Below are 18,485 nucleotides of genomic sequence, written 5' to 3' on the forward strand. Positions count from 1 at the left end.
AGAAAGAGAATTTAAATACCGTTGAGGAATAACGATAGCGCCGAATATTTCATGCGGGTGCCTCGCAGGCCCAATCCAGCATAAATGTGTCATGACAGTTACATCGAAGTGTCAGAACGGCTTGCTAGGGTCGGCGCCTTATTCGACCTGAGTGAAGCGCCCGCTATGCGATCCAATAAACCGGTTGTCCATGTAATGGTGTCGTCATTGATACTGTCGCTGCTTGCCGTCTCGGTTCAGGCTGCGAGCCGTGCCAATGACAATCGTATAAACGGTGTCGATCTGCTCTCCGGGTTCAATACCCTGTGGACAACCGGCGCAACCTGGGACACCGGCACGCCCACCGCCCTCGGCCAGAGCCTGCTTCGGCGCAACCTGCAGATCGTGGTCGACCGCGCCAACTCGCGCACGCTGGCGCAGGAAACCGCCGCCTACTTCGATGACCGCCGCGACCAGAGCTACAGCGCCATCAGCGGCCTGGGCTCGCTGAGCGATGCTTACAAAGCCGGCGCGGGCGCGTTCACGACCATCACGCAATTCGACGACAGCAACAAAACCGTCAAGTACGACGACAAAGGCAATGGCGCAGGCAGTTCGTCTTCAGCGCTGGGCAAGGTGGTCGATCTGGTCGGCGCCGTGCGCAACGATGCCTCCACGACTCCGGCCAAGTCCCACTATCTGTATCCACGGCCATGGCGGCAGAGCCTCGACGGACAGAGCCTGGCATTCGTCGTCGCGCCCTCCCTGCGCCCGGCCGAAAGCACCACGCCGGCCAGTGACTCGGGTTTCCCCAGCGGTCACACCAACGCCGCTTACCTGTCAGCCTACGCCTTGGCCTACGCGATCCCGGAGCGGTTCAGCGAGCTGATGCTGCGTGCTTCGGAGATCGGCGACAACCGCATCGAAGCGGGCATGCACTCGCCCTTCGACGTGATGGGCGGGCGAATCACGGCGACCTATTTCGCAATCGACAATCTGTCCAATTCCGCCAACACGCAATTGCGCGCCGATGCTCGCGCACAGGCGCTGGCCTATTTCACTGCTCAGTGCGGCGGCGACGTCAACAATTGCATGACGGCCATCGACCCGGCCACCGACCGCACTTCCCAGCACGCACAGGACAAGGCGCTGTACACCGCGCGCATGACCTACGGCTTCGACCCGGTCGGCCCGACCAACCTCGCCCCGGTCGTGCCAACCAACGCTGAAGTGCTGCTGGAAACACGCTTCCCGTACCTGGACGCCAGCCAGCGCCGCGAGATTCTGGCGACCACTGAACTGTCGTCGGGCTACGCAGTGATCGATCAGTCAGGTGGCTACGGTCGCCTGAACCTGTATGCCGCAGGCGATGGTTACGGCGCGTTCAATTCCAACGTCACCGTCAACATGAACGCCAGCCTGGGCGGCTATAACGCCATCGACGCCTGGCGCAACGACATCAGCGGCAGCGGCGCACTGATCAAGAACGGTACGGGCAACCTGATCCTGACCGGCAACAACACCTACTCGGGCGGCACGCTGATCAACGGCGGCACCCTGACCGGTCATGCCCAGGCCTTCGGCAGCGGCACGATCACCGATAACGCAACGCTGGTGGTCGATCAGTCCACCAACGACACCCTCGCCAACACCCTGACCGGCAACGGTGCGCTGATCAAACGCGGTATCGGATCGCTGAACCTGACCGGCAACAGCAGCCTGTCCGGCGCGACGACCGTGCAGGCCGGTCGCCTGGCAGTGAATGGCAACCTCGGTAACTCCATCGTCAGCGTGCAGCAAGGCGCAACGCTGGGTGGCAACGGCACCGTCGGCGGCATCAACGTCGCTCAGGGCGGCGTGGTCGCACCGGGTAATTCGGTCGGGCAACTGAACGTCAATGGTGACGTCAACCTGGCTCAGGGTTCGGTTTATCAAGTGGAGTCGGACGCCAGTGGCAAAGCCGACCGCATCGTCGCCAGCGGCCGCGCGACGATCAATAACAGCACGCTGTCACTCGTCGAGGGCGGTAACTGGCTGGTCGCCAGCCGTTACTCGATCCTCTCCGCAGCCGGTGGCGTGAGCGGTGCATTTGCCGCCGTACAAACCAACTTCGCGTTCCTTACCCCGACGCTGAACTACACCGCTACCGATGTCGGGCTGACGCTGGATCGCAACGCACAAACCTTCGCCAGCCTGGCGGCCACGCGCAACGCCAAGGCGGTCGCGCAGGGGCTGGACAGCGCGGGCGCAGGCAACGCGCTGTGGCGGCAGGTGGTGCAGGACGACGCCTCGACGGCGCAGGCCACGTTCAGCGCGCTGTCCAACGAGCTGCATGCATCGACGCAGTCTGCACTGATCGAAGACAGCCGGCTGGTGCGCAATGCCATGAACGATCGCATGCAACAAGCGCAATCCGCACAGGCATTCGGCAGCACCACGCAAACCCTCGCCGGTGACGCCTCGCGCGGTGTGGTGTGGACCCAGGCCATCGGCGCGACCGGTCAGACCGACAGCAGCCGCGACGCCTCAGGCCTCGAAACCCGCACCAGCGGCCTGTTGTTCGGCGCCGACGTACCGCTCGACGACACTTGGCGTGTAGGTGCATTGGCAGGCTTCAGCAACAGCAGCTTCGACCTGCGCCACGCGTCCGGCTCGACCGACAGCGACAACTATCATCTGGGTGTCTACGGCGGCGCGAAGTGGGGCCAACTGGGCCTGCGCCTCGGCGCGGTACACACCTGGCATGAGCTGACCGCCAAGCGCACGCTGGACCTGCCGGGCTCGTCCGAGCACTTCAAGGAAGACTACAAGGCAGCGACCAATCAGGTCTTCGGCGAACTGGGCTACACCCTGGAAATGGGCAACGCACAGCTTGAACCCTTCGCCAACCTGGCGCACGTACGCCTGGACACCGACGCCTTCGACGAGAACAGCAACGCCATCAGCCTGCAGAACAAATCCCAGGACAACCACATCACCTTCAGCACCCTGGGCCTGCGTGCAGCGACCCGCCTGAACGCTGGCAGCGTCGTGATCAAACCCAACGCCACACTGGGCTGGCGTCGCGCCTACGGCGACGTCACCCCGGAAAGCCGCTCGGCCTTCAGCGGCGGCAGCACCTTCGAACTCTCCGGCGCCCCAATCGCCCGCAGCGCAGCGGTGCTCGGCGCAGGTGTCGACCTGGGGTTGAGCGATACCTTGAGCGTAGGCCTGAGCTACGACGGTCAGGTGAGCAACGACGCATCGGATCAGTCGTTGAATGCTCGGGTGACATTGGCGTTTTAAGGCTGAAGCGGCGGCTGCTCTCTGTAGGGGCGGAGAGCAGCCTGCCGAAGTTATCAGGGGGTCTGAGCGCGCTTGCGTTGACCCTCAATTCCATCACACTCCAACCCTCTCGCTTTCATTTCCCGGCCTCCCGATCAGCCTCAACAATCGGGGTCGGGAATGGGCTGCGTGCCTTTGCAAACCACCACAGGGCACCCGCCCCGATAACGCTCGTCAGCACGGCCAAACTCAGGATGACCTGGCGAATGCCCAGGGGCGCTGCGAGCAGGGCCACCAGCAAACCCGCCAGAGGCTGCGACAGGTTGTTGAGCAACGTGATCACGCCCACCGTCTTTCCGAAGTCCTGAGGCGGTATCACCCGCTGCCGGAGGGTGCGCATGTAGACGTTGAACATCTTGTCGAAGCCGACGATCAACAGAAACCCCAGCGCATAGCCAATCAGGTTCGGGCTCACGGCGCTGATGAATGCCCCTGTCGAGATCATCGAAAAGCCGACGCCACCCAGCACGCGCATAGGCAGAGCCACGCGGGCCAGGAAGAACAGGATCACGATGGTCGTCACCGCACCCGCCGCCTGCAGGCCGGCGTAGCTGTCTTTGCCGGCGCTGTACTCTCCGATCACCATGGCTGCCGAGGTCGCCAGCGTGACGCCGACGATCAGGTTGACGCCGACTGCCAGCGTGATGATCTTTTTCAATTCCGCCAGGCTGCGGATATGCCCGAACGCAATCCGCAATGGCTGCAGCCAGATGTCCTGATGCTGCTCGAACACCTCCAGCGTGATACGGCTGAGACGTTGCCACGCGAGCATGCTCAGGTCTGCCAGCAGAAACAGGCCAGCGGTCAACAGTACGACCCAGTGCCAGGCCCACACTTCAAGCACCAGTGCCGCGACCAAGGGCCCGAGAACCAGCCCGGACTGGTCGGCGATCTGGGAATAGGACAACGTTCTGGTGTAGCTGTAGTGCTGAAAGATATGCGGCATGAGCACTTCGCGCGCCATGATGCCTTGCGTGGTCAGCACCCCGCACAATGCCGACAGCACCACCAGCCATCCGATACCGCCAAAGATGGCGTAGAGCACCATCGCCAGCACGCACAGCGATGCCCGGTAGATCTGGCTGATATGCAGAATTTTGACTGGCGGGCATTTGTCGCAGAGGGCACCACACAACGGAAACGCGAGAAACCTCGGCAGCGATTCGACGAAAAACGCCAGCCCGGCCCACGATGCGCTGTTGGTGGTCTGAAACACCACCAGCGGCACAATGAACAACAGAATCTGATCCGCCAGCCTGGACAGGAAAAGCGAGACGAAGAAAGCGAGGTAATCCTTACGCATGGAAAACTCCTATAGGCCGGGGCGTACATCGCGATTAACCGAGCCAGGCGTTGGAGCTTATTGGATTTACGATTTTAATGCTGGCGGCGCTCGCTACAGTTAGTATTCCTCAGGTCATACCTGGCTTGATACATCCATGCTGAGACGCCCTCTCCTGTGAGCTCGTGGAGAAATACTGATGAACTCATCGCCAAGGTCCTCGGCCATTCTGGCCATCCTGTTGACGGTCCTGCTCGCAGGTTGCAGCGCCGCGCCAGGGTCTGCCAGGCCATCTGTTAATGCGACCAGATATGGCGAGGGCGGTGTTCCTGCCTTTTACACATGGCCGGATAAAGTGCCGCCGACACCGGGCCGACTGCTGCGCTCCGAACCGCTGACGGACAAGCAGAGTCTCGAAAATGCCGGACAGAATGTCCGCATCCTGTACACCTCAACAGACGGGCTCAACAATCAGCCAGTCGCAGTGTCAGGTGCTCTGTTCATGCCCAGAGGTAAGTCGCCAAAGGGCGGATGGCCACTGATGGCGTGGGCGCACGGTACTGTCGGTAGCGCGGACATCTGTGCGCCTTCATTCACAGGGCGCAGTGATCGCGATACGCGCTACCTGAATGAATGGCTTGGCCGGGGTTATGCGATTGTGGCTACTGACTATGAGGGTTTGGGGACGCCGGGGCTGCATCCGTTCGGGCTGAGCAGTCCGCTGGCATATGGTGTGCTCGACAGCATTCGCGCCGTTCAAGGTGCTGGGTTCAAGCTGTCTTCGCGGGTGGTTGTGTTTGGGCAGTCCCAGGGTGGCCGTGCCGCTTTCGCTACGGCCGTGTATCAGAAGACTTACGCGCCCGAATTGAACATTGTCGGTGTGGTCGCGACCGGGACGCCTTATCCGATGGCTCAATTGCATGAGAAACATACCGGACCGGATAACTTCCGCGATCAGGTCTCGCCGTCGCTGGCCTACAACCTGTTGCGATTGAGTACCGCCGCGCTGATCAACCCGTTGCTGCATCCCGCCGATTACCTGAGCGACCGCGCGAAGCCCGCGTTTGAAACCAGCCAGCGTGAATGCCTGCAAGCCATCGAGCGCAAGGTGGTCGCGGATGGACTGACGTTCAACAACAGTTTCAAACGCTCACCCGAGAAAGCACTGGATCAGGTCAATCGCCATTCGGACTACCCGACGGTAAAGTCGGACATTCCGGTATTTATCGGTACCGGGGGCAAGGACGTCATCTCACCTGTTCGCAGCCAGATCGCGCTGGTCAAGGACGCGTGCAGGGCAGGCGACCGCATCGAATGGCATTACTACCCGCAACTGGATCACTCCGGCGCAGTGAATGGCTCACTGCCGGACTCGACACGTTTTGTCGAGAAAGCATTTTCGGGGGAGTTTATGACGGGGAATTGTGGGGAGACGCAGAGCGTCGCACGATAGTTGAGGTTATCGTTCCTCACACCAGAGCGTGAGGAACGATAAGTGCCCGCAACATGCTCCGCGCTCAGCTTTACACACATGTCTTCGTGGGAGCGAGCTTGCTCGCGAAGAGGCCGGTGCAGCCCCCGGAAATATGGCGTTTGGACCAACGCCTTCGTGAGCAAGCTCACTCCCACCAAGATTTCTGTCCAGCCCCATACAGCATGTAGCTGTGACGCGGAGCGTCGCACGATAGTTGGGAGAGCGAGAATCAGTAATCAGAACGCAGGCAATACCGCGCCGTCGTACTTCTTGTTGATGAAGTCTTTGACTTCCTGGCTGGTCAACGCTTTCGACAGCTTTTCGATGGCGTCGGTGTGGGCGTTGTCTTTGCGGGTGACGAGGAAGTTCACGTAAGGCGAATCGGCACCCTCGATGATCAGCGCGTCTTTCTTCGGATTGAGCTTGGCTTCCAGCGCGTAGTTGGTGTTGATCAGGGCAAGGTCAACCTGCTTCAACGCACGTGGCAGTACAGCTGATTCGAGTTCGCGGAATTTGAATTTCTTCGGGTTGGTTGCGATGTCTTTCGGCGTGGAAAGGGCGTTGGTTGGATCCTTCAGGGTGATCAGGCCACCTTTTTGCAACAGCAGCAGTGCGCGGCCTGCGTTGCTGCCTTCGTTTGGAATAGCGATGGTTGCGCCTTCAGGCAGATCCGCCAGTGTCTTGTACTTGCTGGAGTAGCCACCGAACGGTTCCACGTGTACGCCCACGCCAGTCACCAGGTTGTCGCCCTTGGCTTTGTTGAAGCCATCCAGGTAAGGCTTGGTCTGGAAGTAGTTGGCGTCCAGACGCTTCTCGTTCAGTTGCACGTTCGGCTGTACGTAGTCAGTGAAGACCTTGATTTCCAGGTCCACACCTTCCTTGGCCAGGGTCGGCTTGATCAGCTCAAGGATTTCCGCGTGCGGTACGGGCGTCGCGCCGACTACCAGCTTTTCACCTGCGTGAGCCAGGCCAATCGAGAACACAGCCGCCAGAGCGGTCAGCAAAAACGTCTTTTTCATGCAATGTCCTTAACGAAAATCCGAGAGTGTCATCCAGAAATGACACCTTATTATTCAATGGTTTGCCACAGGTGTCTGAACCCTGCGACATCATGCTGACATTACCGATGTTTTATATTCCGATAAAATACTTTTTAATCGAGTGCTTATGCTTTTTTGTATCAGGATCTACTTTACCTCATCAAGACCACGCTGGCTCACGCTCAAGCGGGACGCCGCGCCAGCTCCGAGGTGACTGCTTCAAGCAATTGCCTGAGCGCGGAAAGCTGCCTGCGATCACCACCATCGAGCAATAGCTGCGTCTGGCGCTCGATCAGCGTCAACGGATCGGCGATGTCCGGCAGATTGATATCGTGTGCGCGAATTTCATCACCGCTGCTGACCAACAAGGCAAAGTGAATGACGTTCTCCAGCTCACGGGTATTACCGGGCCAGCTGTGAGCCTCCAGCGTGCGCTGCGCATCCTCACTGATCAGTTGCACCGGCAGGTTCAGACGCTGGCTGTAGATCCCCACAAAATATTCGGCCAACGGCAGGATATTGCCCGGCTGCTCGCGCAAAGCAGGCAGATCAAGGCGGCCCTCGCTCAGGTAATGATAAAGACGCTCGTGGAATTTCCCGGCGGCCACGGCCTGGGCCAGATCGATACTGGTGGCGGCGACCAGACGCACATCGACCGGGCTCGGCTGCTGGGCGCCCACTCGCGTGACTTCGTGATTTTCAAGGGCCGCGAGCAGCTTGACCTGGATCGGCAACGGCAGGTCGCCGATCTCGTCCAGGTACAAGGTGCCGCCATTGGCTGAACCGAACCAGCCTGCGCGACTGCTGACCGTCCCACTGTGAGCTCCGGCGGCGTAGCCGAATAATTCGGCGTCGGCATAGGTCGGACTGATGGCACCGCAGTTGACTGAAACGAACAAGCCCGAACGATCGCTGCCGCGATGAATATGCCGCGCCAGCAATTCCTTGCCGGTCCCGGACTCGCCACGGATCAGTACCGGTAAAGAACGGGGAGCCAGTTGCTCCATTTCTTCACGCAACCGGCGCGAGCGTGGATCGATAAACACCAGCGCCTTGGCGCGAATGCTCAGTGGGCTTTTTTCCGCATCGGGAAAGGTCAGCAGCGGCTGACCGAAGTTTTCGTGAAGGCTCATGACACACTCCCGCCTGAGCCCTTGCGGTGGCTCAAGCGTTTAAAAAGACGGGACCCGGTGAGTCCGATAAACAAGCTGCCCGGTCATGCACGACGACGCGCGTGTTGCTCCAGACGGTTTTGCAGGCGATACAGGTAGGCGAAACCCTGCTCCCAGCGTTGATGGCCGGACTTGACGTTGATATGCCCGGCCTGACTCAGAAAGCCTAGCTCGGCACCCCAGTGACGCGCCATCTCCATGGCACGCTGGGAGCTGACCGCAGGGTCGTTGTCAGAGCTGACGATCTGCGTCGGAAACGGCAACAGATCAGTAGGGATCGGTGCGAAATTACGCAACGCAGGCGGGCAATTCGGACGATCGACGTCGGCCGGTGCCACCAGCAGTGCGCCCTGCACCTGACGCAAGGTTTCCAGCGGCGCGAGTCGGGCCCAGTGCGCGACGGTGACGCAACCCAGGCTGTGCGCGATCAGGATCACTGGCGTGTCGTGCGCGGCGATCGTGCGTTGCAACTCACCCACCCAGTCTTCACGACGTGGCTTGAGCCAGTCGGCCTGCTCCACCCGCGTGCTGTTGGGCAGACTGTTCTGCCAGTGGGTCTGCCAATGATCATCAGGAGACCCTTGCCAGCCTGGCACGATCAGATACCGGATCGACTCGTTATGCATGGATTCGCCTCCTGCATGTATGCGTTCATGAGACGAGTATAGGGATGGAAGGTATATTCGCTAAGGAATAAGAAGCTATTTGTTAATTCCCAAAACGAATATCAGCTGACAGGCAAAAAAAGAGGCCACTCCCTGCCTTCGAGGAACGGCCTCCAATAAAAATCACTTTCAGGGCAAAGACTATCCACACTTCGTTACAGGATTACGACGGCCTCAGGTTGCAGGCACAGTACGCGGCCCCCGCTCGCCCGCAGCCAGCGGTAATGGTTCGTCGTGCTGCGGGACTTCACGGGCAACGTTCCAGACCACGATTGCAGCGACAATGTCGAAGATCGCCAGCACCACGAATAGCGGGCTGTAGCCGATTTTGGTGACCAGCACGCCGAATACCATGGTGAACGCCGCCGCCCCGAAAAAGCCGAACATTCCGCCCATCCCGGTCGCTGTTGCAACCTCGTTTTTACCGAATGAATCCGAGGTGATCGAATACAGCGCGCCCGACAGGGTCTGGTGGGCAAAGCCGCCGATGCACAGCAAGGCGATGGCGGTGTAGGGACTCTCGACCAGCCCGATGCACGCTGGCCCGATCATGCAGGAGCAGCCGAACAGCATGACCATCTTGCGCGAAGTGAACAGCGACACCTTGCAGTACTTGTGGAACAACGGACTGAGGTAGCCGCCGAGTACGCAGCCGATGTCAGCCGCCAGAAACGGCAGCCAGGCGAACATCGCGACTTCCTTGATATTCATGTGACGCTCGGTCATCAGGTACAGCGGGATCCACGCATTGAAGGTCTGCCAGGCAGGCTCGGAGAGGATCCGCGCCGAGGCAATTGCGTAGAAATTACGGTTTTTGAACAGTCGCTTCCAGCTGCCTTTCTGGGCAGGTGCATCCTTCAGACGCGCTTCCTGGCCGCTGAGGATGTAGTCACGTTCGGCATCGCCAAGACGTTTCTGATCGCGCGGGTGCTTGTACAGCAGCAGCCACAGGCCGCTCCACACAATGCCAAGACCGCCGACAATCAGGAACGCCAGCTCCCAGCCACTCTGCAGAATGGCCCAGACCACCAGCGGCGGCGCAAGCAATGCGCCAAACGACGAGCCGATGTTGAACCAGCCGATGGCCACCGAGCGCTCTTTGGCCGGAAACCATTCGGTGGTCGCCTTGACGCCTGCCGGCAGCCCTGCTGCTTCGGTCAGGCCGAGCATGCCGCGGAAGATCGCCAGACTCTGCCAACCGGTTGCAAATGCGGCGGCAGCGCAGGCGCCAGACCAGGCGATGGCGAAAATCGCAAAGCCCATCTTGGTGCCGATCGCGTCGATGATATAGCCCGCCACGGGCTGCATGATGGCGTAGCACAATTGCCAGGCAACAACGATGTGCGCGTACTGCTCGGTGGAAATGCTCAGTTCGCTCATGAGCGTCGGTGCTGCGACGGACAGCGTGTTGCGTGCCAGGTAGTTGACGACCAGGCCGGCCGTTACCAGCCCCACCATCCACCACCGAATGCCTTTTATCTTCATCTCTTCACCCTGTTTATTTTTAGATTGGCGATGAGCGTCCCGCGGCCAAGGCCGTGAGGCGGCTGGTTTTATGTAACTTCAGATTACGGTTTCTTCAGAAGACTTTTAGGCGCTTTCTGCCGACGATCATGCGTAAAAACAGATTTTTCGCACGAGGAGCACGCGTTTATGGCCTGAGAATTCAGACTGATCATGAGGTTGTTACTCTTTGAATTATTTTTGTGGTTGTAATTTTTTTCAAGTCTCATGTTGTCGTACAACATGATGCACTTATAGTCATTTGCCATTCCAGTGTCAAATGACAGAAACGCTCTGACCTGCATCAGGGATGGGCTAGCGAGGCGTCGGGAAAGGGAGGCGCGCTTTAGCGTTATACGATGACTGCATAATCGGCGCCTGCTCATAGCTCGTTTCGGCCTATAGAGCGTCGCTCAGTGGTGACAGCGCGGACTATTTTCTGCCTGACGGCAAGAAACGCGTCATGACACTTGCACAACTGTCATAAATGCTCTCATTCTTGAAGGCGGCGTCAGGCAAGGGAGTTGCTCGGTGAGACCTTATCGGCACGGGCCTGACGGTGACGTCACCCCATGTCAGGAAGAGGCGTGTGCATGCCTGAGCCAAGCAGTCTCGCCAGCTGGACCCCCGCTCTGCGCAAGCAGCTCACGGCCTTGGGCATGGACAGCGATGCGTTGTGCCAGAGCGCGGGCATTGACCTGAACAGGCTGAGTGAGGCCAATGCGCAATTCTCGCCGGATGTCACCGCCACGCTCTGGCAACGCGCAGTTCAGGCCAGCCTTGATCCGGCTCTGGGTCTACGTGTTTCACGTTTTGTCAGCCCGACGGCGTTTCATGCGCTGGGCTACACACTGGTGGCCAGCGGCTCGCTGCGTGAGGTATTCGAGCGCATCGTACGTTACCGCTCGATGGCCGAGGACTCTCTAGAGCTGGACTTCAGAACAGTCGGCGAGCGTTATGAATTCCGCTTCGGCACACCATCCTCCTGCCAGTCACCGGTCCATGAGCTGCTCGATGCATTTGCCGCGATTTACGTACGCACCTGCCGCAATCGGCTCGGCCGGGGCTATGCGCCGCTTGCCGTGCACCTGCAACGTCCCGCGCCCGAGGACCCGCGGCCCTGGCACGACCTGTTTCGTTCACCGGTCATGTTTGCGGCGCAGGAGAACTTGCTGGAGTTTGACGGTGATCAATTCGACAGCCACCTGGATGACGGCCCTGTACAGCTGAACGGTCAGGAATCCCAAGGGGATCCGCTACCGTCACTGATCTGGGAGCAGCGCGTACGCTCGGCCATCGAGACCCTGCTGCCGGACGGCGAGCCCACTGTCAGAAGCATTGCCGAAGCCCTGCACCTGAGCCCGCGCAGCCTGCAGCGCCATCTGGCCGACGAGGGCTGCTGCTATGACCTGCTGCTCAATCAATGCCGCCAGAACCTGGCGCTTTTGCACATGAACGATCAGCAAAGCTCGCTGAACGAAATCGCCTACCTGTTAGGTTTTTCCGACACCGACTGCCTGAGCCGCGCCTTCAAACGCTGGACCGGGCTGACACCGGAACAATACCGCAGCGCCGTGGTGCGTTGATGGAGGGCATGCCATCGTGCCCATGCTCCGCGTCCACTCTTGATTAAGCGGCTCAGCGCAGATGTGTGACGCGGAGCGTCACGAAGGGCATTCCCACGCTGAGCGTGAGGAACGATAGTTGTCTGGGGGATCGCGAGCGTAACGGTCCCGCAAGAACACCGTCGCGCCTGGGCTCCGCGTAGGTATGTCTTGGCTTCTAGCGTGCTTCGATCCGCGCCAGCTCGGGCAGATCTCCCGACAACCCCAACGCTTCGCGGACGAACAGCGCTTTGGCTTCAGGCATGCGGTTGACCATTTTCAGGCCGGTGTTGCGCAACCAGCGCAAGGGCAGCGGGTCTGCCTGGAACAGGCGTTCGAAGCCTTCCATCGCGGCCATCAGCGCGAGGTTGTGCGGCATGCGGCGGCGCTCGTAGCGGCCCAGCACACGCAGGTCAGACCAGCGCTCGCCACGCTTTGCGGCATGGGTCAGCACTTCAGCCAGCACTGCGGCGTCGAGGAAACCGAGGTTCACGCCCTGCCCGGCCAGCGGGTGAATGGTGTGTGCCGCATCGCCAATCAGTGCCAATCCTCTGGCAACGTAACGCTTGGCGTGACGTTGACGCAGCGGCACGCACAGGCGGCTATCGGCAGACAGCACCTGGCCCAGTCGTCCTTCGAATGCCTGCTCCAGTTCGCGGCAGAACAGGTCATCCTCCAGCACCATCAGGCGCTCGGCTTCGGCAGGTGTGACTGACCAGACGATGGAGCACCAGTGCTCGCCCTCGCGCTCCAGCGGCAGAAAGGCCAGCGGCCCGTCATCGGTGAAACGCTGCCAGGCGGTTTTTCTGTGGGGGTCGGCGGTGCGCACGCTGGTGACGATCGCGTGATGCAGGTAATCCCATTCACGCGTCGGCGTTTCGGTCAGGCGGCGCACGGCGGAATTGGCACCATCGGCGGCCACTACCAGCGGTGCGCGCAGTTGACGACCATCGGCCAGGGTCAGCAGCCAGTTATCGCCGGAGTGACGCATCTGTTCCAGCCGTGCATTGGCCAGCAGGCCGATGTCGCTGGCATGCAGACGGTCAAGCAGCGCGTCCTGCACCACACGATTCTCGATGATGTGCCCCAGCACGTCGGCATGCACACTGGAGGCCGAGAAGTGAATCTGCCCGGTGCCGCTGCCATCCCAGACCTGCATATGCGCATACGGGCTGATGCGCCGGGCTGCGATGCCGTCCCACACGCCCAGCCGCTGGAGGATTCGCTGGCTGGCCGCCGACAGGGCGCTGACCCGCGGCTCGAAGCTCGACTGTTGATCAAACGGCTCGACGCTCAGCGGTCCACCATCGACCACCAGCACATCAAGGCCGCTGCCCTGCAATGCCAAGGCAAGGGCACTGCCGACCATTCCGGCTCCGACAATCAGCACATCTGCGCGCGTTTCCATGGTCAAACCGTTCTCGCTTGCGGCCGAAGCCCTGTGTTTAAAGTGTGTGATTCACACATCGGATCGAGTCCCCAAACCCATGGCCTGGCGGGCAAACCAGCGCTTGGCGGCAGGCAGCAGGTCCAGCCCGAGCAACCCGACGTTACGCCCGGTGGCAACCGCCGACCGGGAGCTGCCGAACAGGCGTGTCACCTTGTCGGAGAAGCCCACGGTCAATTGCTGATCCTGGCGCTGACGCTCACGGTAGAGCTGCAGAGTCGGCAGCTCACCGGGCGGCGCGTCGCTGTCCAGCAGCGTCTCGGCCAGTGCATCGGCGTCACGCAAGGACAGATTGAACCCCTGTCCGGCGACCGGATGCAGGCTGTGCGCCGCGTTGCCCAGGATCACCAGATGCGAGCGCACCTGCTCTTCGGCTTCGATCAGTGCCAAGGGGTAGACATGCCGAGCACCGACCTGACGCAGCGTGCCCAGGCGATAGCCAAATACGCCCTGCAGCTCTTCCAGAAAACTGCGGTCGTCCAGCTCGGCCAGACGCTGGGTATCGTTGCCCGGACGTGTCCAGACCAGCGCACAGCGGTTATCCGGCAATGGCAGCAGCGCCATCGGCCCGTCCTCGGTAAAACGTTCGAACGCCTGACCACAGTGAGCTTCGCTCGGCGTGATATTGGCAATCAGCGCATGCTGGTCGTAGGGCCGTTGCCGCACCCCGATACCCAACTGCTCGCGCAGGCTGGAACGGCCACCGTCGGCCAGCACCGCCAGGTCGCAGTCCAGCTCGCTGTCGTCACTCAGGCTCAGGCGATAACCGTCGGCCAATGGCTGCATGTGTTTGACCTCGGCCGGCACACGCCAACTGACCACATCACGGTCCAGCCCGGCCCACAGAGCCTGACCGAGCCAGGCGTTTTCGACCACATAGCCGAGCGCCGGAACGCCCTCTTCGATCGCAGACAGGCGCGTGGCGCCGAAGCGACCCCGGTCAGACACCTGGATTTGCAGGATCGGCTCGGCGCGTCGGGAAATCTGCTGCCACAGGCCAAGCCGTTCATAGATGCGTCGCGAGCCGAACGACAGTGCCGAAGAACGCGCATCGTAGCTGGGCTGCCAGGCTTCACCCGGCGCAAAGGGCTCGATGAGCACGATTTTCCAGCCGCGCGCCTTGGCACCGGCCTGCAGCGACAACGCAAGGCTTGCACCGACCAGTCCGCCGCCGACGATGGCGATATTGAAGCGGCTCATGCGACGTGTTCCTGTGCAGCCGCCATCAACGCCTCAATCTCGGCGACGGTCTTGGGCACGCCGCCGGACAGAATTTCACACCCCTGCCTGGTCACAACCACGTCATCCTCGATTCGCACACCAATACCTCGCCATTTTTTCGCGACTTCCAGGTTGTCGGGGGATATGTAAATCCCGGGTTCAACGGTCAGCGTCATGCCGACCTCCAGTACGCGCCACTCGCCGCCGACCTTGTATTCGCCGACGTCGTGTACATCCATGCCCAGCCAGTGCCCGGCACGGTGCATGTAAAACATTTTGTAGGCCTCGCTTTCGATCAGCTCGCCGACGTCGCCGCGCAGCAGGCCCAGCTCGACCAGTCCGGCCGTAATCACCTTGACCGTCGCCTCGTGCGCCTGGTTCCAGTGCTTGTCGGGACCAATGGCCTCGAAGGCCGCATGCTGGGCCTTGAGCACCAGCTCGTAAATGGCTTTCTGCTCGGTGGAAAACCTGCCGTTCACCGGAAAGGTTCGGGTGATGTCACTGGCATAGCAGTCGATTTCGCAGCCTGCGTCGATCAACACCAGATCACCGTCCCTGAGCACCGCGTCGTTCTGCTGGTAATGCAGGATGCAACCGTTGCGCCCCGAGGCGACAATCGAGCCGTAGGCAGGCATCTTCGAACCGCCCTTGCGGAACTCGTAGTCCAGCTCGGCCTCCAGGCTGAATTCATGCAGCCCCGCGCGACAGGCCTGCATAGCGCGCACATGGGCCCGCGCGGAAATATCCGCCGCGCAACGCATGACTTTGATTTCCGCAGCGGACTTGTACAGGCGCATGTCGTGCAACAAGTGGTCCAGCGCCACGAACTCCTTGGGCGGCTGGGCACCGAGGTGCGCCTTGGAGCGAATCACGTTGATCCAGTCCATCAGGTGCCGGTCGAATTCAGGATTGCTACCCATCGCCGAATACACCCGATCCCGGCCTTCGATCAGGCCGGGCAGGATTTCGTCGATGTCATTGATGGGAAACGCGTCGTCCGCACCGTATTCGCGGATCGCGCCTTCCTGTCCTGCACGCAGGCCTTCCCACAGCTCGCGCTCGGGATTGCGCTCGCGGCAGAACAATACGTACTCGCCGTATTCACGACCGGGGATCAGCACCACCACCGCTTCGGGCTCGGGAAAGCCGCTCAGGTACTGAAAGTCGCTGTCCTGCCGGTAAACGTGCTCGACGTCACGATTGCGAATGGCAACCGCAGCGGCAGGCAGGATTGCAATGCTGTCCGGCTCCATCTGAGCCATCAGAGCCTTGCGGCGGCGGGCGTACTCGGACTTCGGGATCTGAATCATGGGCAGCAGGCGTCCTGATGGAGTCCACCGGCTCGCGCTGTGGCACGCGCAGGCCGGTGTCGCAGTGATCGGCTATCAGTGCAGTGAAGGCTTGGGTTGCGGCGCGGACGGCTCGTTGAATTCAGTGAACAGCAGCAGCGGCGCTACGCGCATGTACTCCATGACTTCCATGTAGTCGGTTTCGCCGTCTTCGGACTCTTCCAGCGCGTCCTGAACCTGGGCAATCGCCGCCAGATCCTCCAGAACCGCCTTGGCTTCAGTGCCCAGCGGCTTGTCGCCAATGGCCAGACCGAAACCTGCCAGGAACCCCTGACACCATTGGCCCAGCGCAGCAGCACGCTCGGTCAGCGGTTCGTCGTCGCCCGGCAGCAACAGCACGACGGTCATGTCGTCACCGGTGAGCTCGCCCTTGACCATCTCTTGCAAGCCGACGAGCGCCTGACGGATATTGTCTTGCGGCTCGGTTTCGAGCAGGACCGACGCGTCGGCAAACCAGCCTTCGTTATCGAAACCGGCACCTGCGCAACTGCGCCCCAGCAACAGGCCATGCAGCTCGGCGGGAGATACCTGGTGACCGCCACTGTTGAGCAGAGTGGCGAACGCTTTGTACGGAGAATTCTGAATGGGCATGGGTAGCTAGTCGCCAAACGGCGCAATGTCTAGAATGAAGGCCTTGTATCCTAGACTATCCGCGCGACAAGATCACCCGGACGGCGGTTCGAGCTTGAGCACAAGCATCGCTCCCCCTGCCATTCATCAGAAAGTATTCAGTGGAAAACAATGGAAGACACCGACCTGCAAGCGCTGATGAAACGTGTGGAGCTGCTCCTGAAGTATGCCGAGCAACTTAAAGGCCAAAACGCACTCTTATTAGCTCAGGAAAAGACCTGGCGCGAGGAACGTGCCCAACTGATTGAAAAAAACGAAATCGCCCGGCAGAAGGTCGAGTCAATGATTTCGCGCCTTAAAGCCCTGGAGCAAGACTCATGAGCAATGGCAACAGCGTTACCGTTCAGATCCTGGACAAGGAATATTCGATCATCTGCCCTCAGGAAGAGCGCACCAACCTGGTCAGCGCCGCCCGCTACCTGGATGGCAAGATGCGTGAGATCCGCAGCAGCGGCAAAGTCATCGGTGCAGATCGCATCGCCGTGATGGCTGCCCTGAACATCACTCACGACCTGCTGCACAAGGAACATCTGCCTGACGTACAGACCAGCGGTTCGACCCGCGAACAGGTCCGCGATCTGCTCGACAAGGTCGATCTGGTGCTGGCGACAGACACGCCCGGCACACCGGATTCAACTCGGGGCTGATTATTGCGGGGCATTTCTGTATACTCGCGCTGCTCCCTGGAGTGCTTGCCAGTCGGTCATGTCCCTGAGCCGATACGCACAACCACGGGGGTTGCACGTTGGGGTTGGTGTGCATGTCCGCTCGACGGAAAGCCTTAAAACCTCCTGCAATCTCCACCTTGAACTTTCGGGTTCAAGGGCTAAACCGACAGCGGTTCGTCGGGGAGTCCATATTCAGTTCGTTGCCAGCCCTGTTGTCTGGCAACGACGACCCCGCTCCGGCTTCAACCTCCTTTCCGGATCAGCCTGCATGACCTTCTGCTCATGATCAGCGCCCAGTCACTTACTCGTCCGCAATTGCGCCGCCAGCTACGCAAGGCACGCAAAGCCCTGAGTCAGAGCCAGCAACGCGAAGCCGCACGGGATATTTATCGTCAATTGGCGCAGCACCCGCTGTTTCGACGTGCCCGGCATGTTTCGCTGTACCTGCCGATGGATGGCGAGATCGATCCGCGGCTGTTACTGCGTGAAGCCCAGCGTCGCGGCAAGGCAACCTATCTGCCGGTGCTCAACGCATGGCCGCGCACCCGCATGGTTTTTCAGCGCGTACGCCCCGGCGAGACATTCATCCCCAACCGTTTCCGCATCCCTGAGCCGCGCATCGACCGGGCAAAGCAGCGCACTATATGGGCGCTCGACCTGATTCTGATGCCGTTGGTAGGTTTCGATGACGAAGGCGGTCGCCTGGGCATGGGCGGAGGTTTCTACGACCGCAGCCTGGCGTACCTGGCGCGCAGAAAGACCTGGCGCAAGCCGGTGTTACTGGGGCTGGCTCACGAGTGTCAGAAAGTCGATCGACTGGCGCAGGCCAGTTGGGATGTACCGCTGCAAGGCACGGTATCGGATAAAGGCTGGTATGTGACGCAGACACTCTGATCGTTCAGCCAACAAGGCTATCAACGATCAGAGTACAAGCAGGGCTCAATGCCTGCCGGGGACTTTTTGCTGCTGCTGTGTGATCTCGACTGGAGCATCATCCTTTGTGGACCACAAGCTCTGTGCATAACCGGTTGTCACGACACCCAAGCCAAACAGAATAACCAGAATCCAGAGTAAATCAGGCTTGCGTTTCATTGACTGCCCTCCTTAGGCAAATCAATACGATGTCA

General features: G+C 60.4%; 16 protein-coding genes and 1 other RNA gene. 7 read left to right on the forward strand and 10 right to left on the reverse strand.

All coding sequences use genetic code 11. The features are described from left to right. Positions 1-165: 165 nt before the first annotated feature. The gene (locus tag V476_RS09785; RefSeq protein ID WP_024959409.1) at positions 166-3,264 is read left to right on the forward strand and encodes an autotransporter domain-containing protein; all 3,099 of its coding nucleotides are present in this window, start codon (positions 166-168) and stop codon (positions 3,262-3,264) included. Between the two features lie 115 nt (positions 3,265-3,379). Here V476_RS09785 and V476_RS09790 read toward each other — a convergent pair whose 3' ends face one another. Then, entirely contained in the window at positions 3,380-4,606 is a 1,227-nt protein-coding gene (locus tag V476_RS09790; RefSeq protein ID WP_024959408.1) for an MFS transporter, read from the reverse strand. A gap of 178 nt (positions 4,607-4,784) precedes the next feature. Between V476_RS09790 and V476_RS09795 the strand changes: the two genes are divergently transcribed. Further along, positions 4,785-6,038 (forward strand): lipase family protein, encoded by a 1,254-nt coding sequence (locus V476_RS09795; RefSeq protein WP_024959407.1) that lies wholly within the window; start codon positions 4,785-4,787, stop codon positions 6,036-6,038. A 257-nt stretch (positions 6,039-6,295) separates the two neighbouring features. On the opposite strand, the gene V476_RS09800 is transcribed toward V476_RS09795, so the two are convergent. The 4 genes from V476_RS09800 to V476_RS09815 all read right to left on the reverse strand — a co-directional run bounded on the left by V476_RS09800 (position 6,296) and on the right by V476_RS09815 (position 10,421). Next, positions 6,296-7,078 carry a MetQ/NlpA family ABC transporter substrate-binding protein gene (locus V476_RS09800; RefSeq protein WP_003317320.1) on the reverse strand — a complete coding sequence of 261 codons (783 nt, stop codon included), beginning with the start codon at positions 7,076-7,078 and terminating at the stop codon, positions 6,296-6,298. 203 nt (positions 7,079-7,281) lie between these two features. Further along, entirely contained in the window at positions 7,282-8,232 is a 951-nt protein-coding gene (locus tag V476_RS09805) for a sigma 54-interacting transcriptional regulator (protein WP_003426033.1), read from the reverse strand. 83 nt (positions 8,233-8,315) lie between these two features. Beyond that, positions 8,316-8,897: an alpha/beta hydrolase gene (locus V476_RS09810; protein ID WP_003317322.1), complete on the reverse strand. Its 582-nt coding sequence runs from the start codon at positions 8,895-8,897 to the stop codon at positions 8,316-8,318. A 213-nt stretch (positions 8,898-9,110) separates the two neighbouring features. Next, the gene (locus V476_RS09815; RefSeq protein ID WP_080278439.1) at positions 9,111-10,421 is read right to left on the reverse strand and encodes an MFS transporter; all 1,311 of its coding nucleotides are present in this window, start codon (positions 10,419-10,421) and stop codon (positions 9,111-9,113) included. Between the two features lie 611 nt (positions 10,422-11,032). Here V476_RS09815 and V476_RS09820 point away from each other — a divergent pair. After that, positions 11,033-12,025: an AraC family transcriptional regulator gene (locus V476_RS09820; protein WP_024959405.1), complete on the forward strand. Its 993-nt coding sequence runs from the start codon at positions 11,033-11,035 to the stop codon at positions 12,023-12,025. 196 nt (positions 12,026-12,221) lie between these two features. Here V476_RS09820 and V476_RS09825 read toward each other — a convergent pair whose 3' ends face one another. The 4 genes from V476_RS09825 to V476_RS09840 all read right to left on the reverse strand — a co-directional run bounded on the left by V476_RS09825 (position 12,222) and on the right by V476_RS09840 (position 16,651). Continuing rightward, positions 12,222-13,451 carry a 2-octaprenyl-3-methyl-6-methoxy-1,4-benzoquinol hydroxylase gene (locus V476_RS09825; RefSeq protein ID WP_024959404.1) on the reverse strand — a complete coding sequence of 410 codons (1,230 nt, stop codon included), beginning with the start codon at positions 13,449-13,451 and terminating at the stop codon, positions 12,222-12,224. A 51-nt stretch (positions 13,452-13,502) separates the two neighbouring features. Then, a complete protein-coding gene (gene ubiH, locus V476_RS09830) occupies positions 13,503-14,690 on the reverse strand; it encodes a 2-octaprenyl-6-methoxyphenyl hydroxylase (RefSeq protein WP_003426025.1) in 1,188 nt (395 codons plus the stop codon). Beyond that, complete coding sequence (gene pepP, locus V476_RS09835) at positions 14,687-16,021, reverse strand: Xaa-Pro aminopeptidase (protein WP_003426021.1); 1,335 nt, start codon at positions 16,019-16,021, stop codon at positions 14,687-14,689. The genes ubiH and pepP overlap by 4 nt, the downstream gene beginning before the upstream one ends. A 75-nt stretch (positions 16,022-16,096) precedes the next feature. Further along, positions 16,097-16,651, reverse strand: coding sequence for a YecA/YgfB family protein (locus V476_RS09840; protein WP_004414488.1), 555 nt, complete (start codon positions 16,649-16,651; stop codon positions 16,097-16,099). Between the two features lie 150 nt (positions 16,652-16,801). Between V476_RS09840 and V476_RS09845 the strand changes: the two genes are divergently transcribed. The 4 genes from V476_RS09845 to V476_RS09855 all read left to right on the forward strand — a co-directional run bounded on the left by V476_RS09845 (position 16,802) and on the right by V476_RS09855 (position 18,252). Next, positions 16,802-17,011 carry a TIGR02449 family protein gene (locus V476_RS09845; protein ID WP_002551573.1) on the forward strand — a complete coding sequence of 70 codons (210 nt, stop codon included), beginning with the start codon at positions 16,802-16,804 and terminating at the stop codon, positions 17,009-17,011. Then, positions 17,008-17,337, forward strand: a complete 330-nt coding sequence (locus V476_RS09850; RefSeq protein WP_003317331.1) for a cell division protein ZapA — start codon at positions 17,008-17,010, stop codon at positions 17,335-17,337. Before V476_RS09845 ends, V476_RS09850 begins: the two co-directional genes overlap by 4 nt. A gap of 30 nt (positions 17,338-17,367) precedes the next feature. After that, positions 17,368-17,546: non-coding RNA, 6S RNA (gene ssrS / locus V476_RS26950), on the forward strand. Between the two features lie 94 nt (positions 17,547-17,640). Further along, a complete protein-coding gene (locus tag V476_RS09855) occupies positions 17,641-18,252 on the forward strand; it encodes a 5-formyltetrahydrofolate cyclo-ligase (RefSeq protein WP_003317332.1) in 612 nt (203 codons plus the stop codon). A gap of 45 nt (positions 18,253-18,297) precedes the next feature. On the opposite strand, the gene V476_RS28590 is transcribed toward V476_RS09855, so the two are convergent. After that, on the reverse strand, positions 18,298-18,450 hold the full coding sequence (locus V476_RS28590) for a hypothetical protein (RefSeq protein ID WP_003317333.1): 153 nt from the start codon (positions 18,448-18,450) through the stop codon (positions 18,298-18,300). Positions 18,451-18,485: the final 35 nt, after the last annotated feature.

This window comes from Pseudomonas syringae KCTC 12500 (assembly GCF_000507185.2).
In the GTDB taxonomy this organism is placed as follows: Bacteria; Pseudomonadota; Gammaproteobacteria; order Pseudomonadales; family Pseudomonadaceae; genus Aquipseudomonas; species Aquipseudomonas syringae.

Coding starts and splice junctions, on each gene's coding strand:
- V476_RS09805 (WP_003426033.1), bottom strand. CDS start 8,232: ATGAGCCTTCACGAAAACTTCGGTCAGCCGCTGCTGACCTTTCCCGAT.
- V476_RS09790 (WP_024959408.1), bottom strand. CDS start 4,606: ATGCGTAAGGATTACCTCGCTTTCTTCGTCTCGCTTTTCCTGTCCAGG.
- V476_RS09820 (WP_024959405.1), top strand. CDS start 11,033: ATGCCTGAGCCAAGCAGTCTCGCCAGCTGGACCCCCGCTCTGCGCAAG.
- V476_RS09810 (WP_003317322.1), bottom strand. CDS start 8,897: ATGCATAACGAGTCGATCCGGTATCTGATCGTGCCAGGCTGGCAAGGG.
- V476_RS09825 (WP_024959404.1), bottom strand. CDS start 13,451: ATGGAAACGCGCGCAGATGTGCTGATTGTCGGAGCCGGAATGGTCGGC.
- pepP (WP_003426021.1), bottom strand. CDS start 16,021: ATGATTCAGATCCCGAAGTCCGAGTACGCCCGCCGCCGCAAGGCTCTG.
- V476_RS09855 (WP_003317332.1), top strand. CDS start 17,641: ATGATCAGCGCCCAGTCACTTACTCGTCCGCAATTGCGCCGCCAGCTA.
- V476_RS28590 (WP_003317333.1), bottom strand. CDS start 18,450: ATGAAACGCAAGCCTGATTTACTCTGGATTCTGGTTATTCTGTTTGGC.
- V476_RS09815 (WP_080278439.1), bottom strand. CDS start 10,421: ATGAAGATAAAAGGCATTCGGTGGTGGATGGTGGGGCTGGTAACGGCC.
- V476_RS09845 (WP_002551573.1), top strand. CDS start 16,802: ATGGAAGACACCGACCTGCAAGCGCTGATGAAACGTGTGGAGCTGCTC.
- V476_RS09850 (WP_003317331.1), top strand. CDS start 17,008: ATGAGCAATGGCAACAGCGTTACCGTTCAGATCCTGGACAAGGAATAT.
- ubiH (WP_003426025.1), bottom strand. CDS start 14,690: ATGAGCCGCTTCAATATCGCCATCGTCGGCGGCGGACTGGTCGGTGCA.
- V476_RS09840 (WP_004414488.1), bottom strand. CDS start 16,651: ATGCCCATTCAGAATTCTCCGTACAAAGCGTTCGCCACTCTGCTCAAC.
- V476_RS09795 (WP_024959407.1), top strand. CDS start 4,785: ATGAACTCATCGCCAAGGTCCTCGGCCATTCTGGCCATCCTGTTGACG.
- V476_RS09785 (WP_024959409.1), top strand. CDS start 166: ATGCGATCCAATAAACCGGTTGTCCATGTAATGGTGTCGTCATTGATA.
- V476_RS09800 (WP_003317320.1), bottom strand. CDS start 7,078: ATGAAAAAGACGTTTTTGCTGACCGCTCTGGCGGCTGTGTTCTCGATT.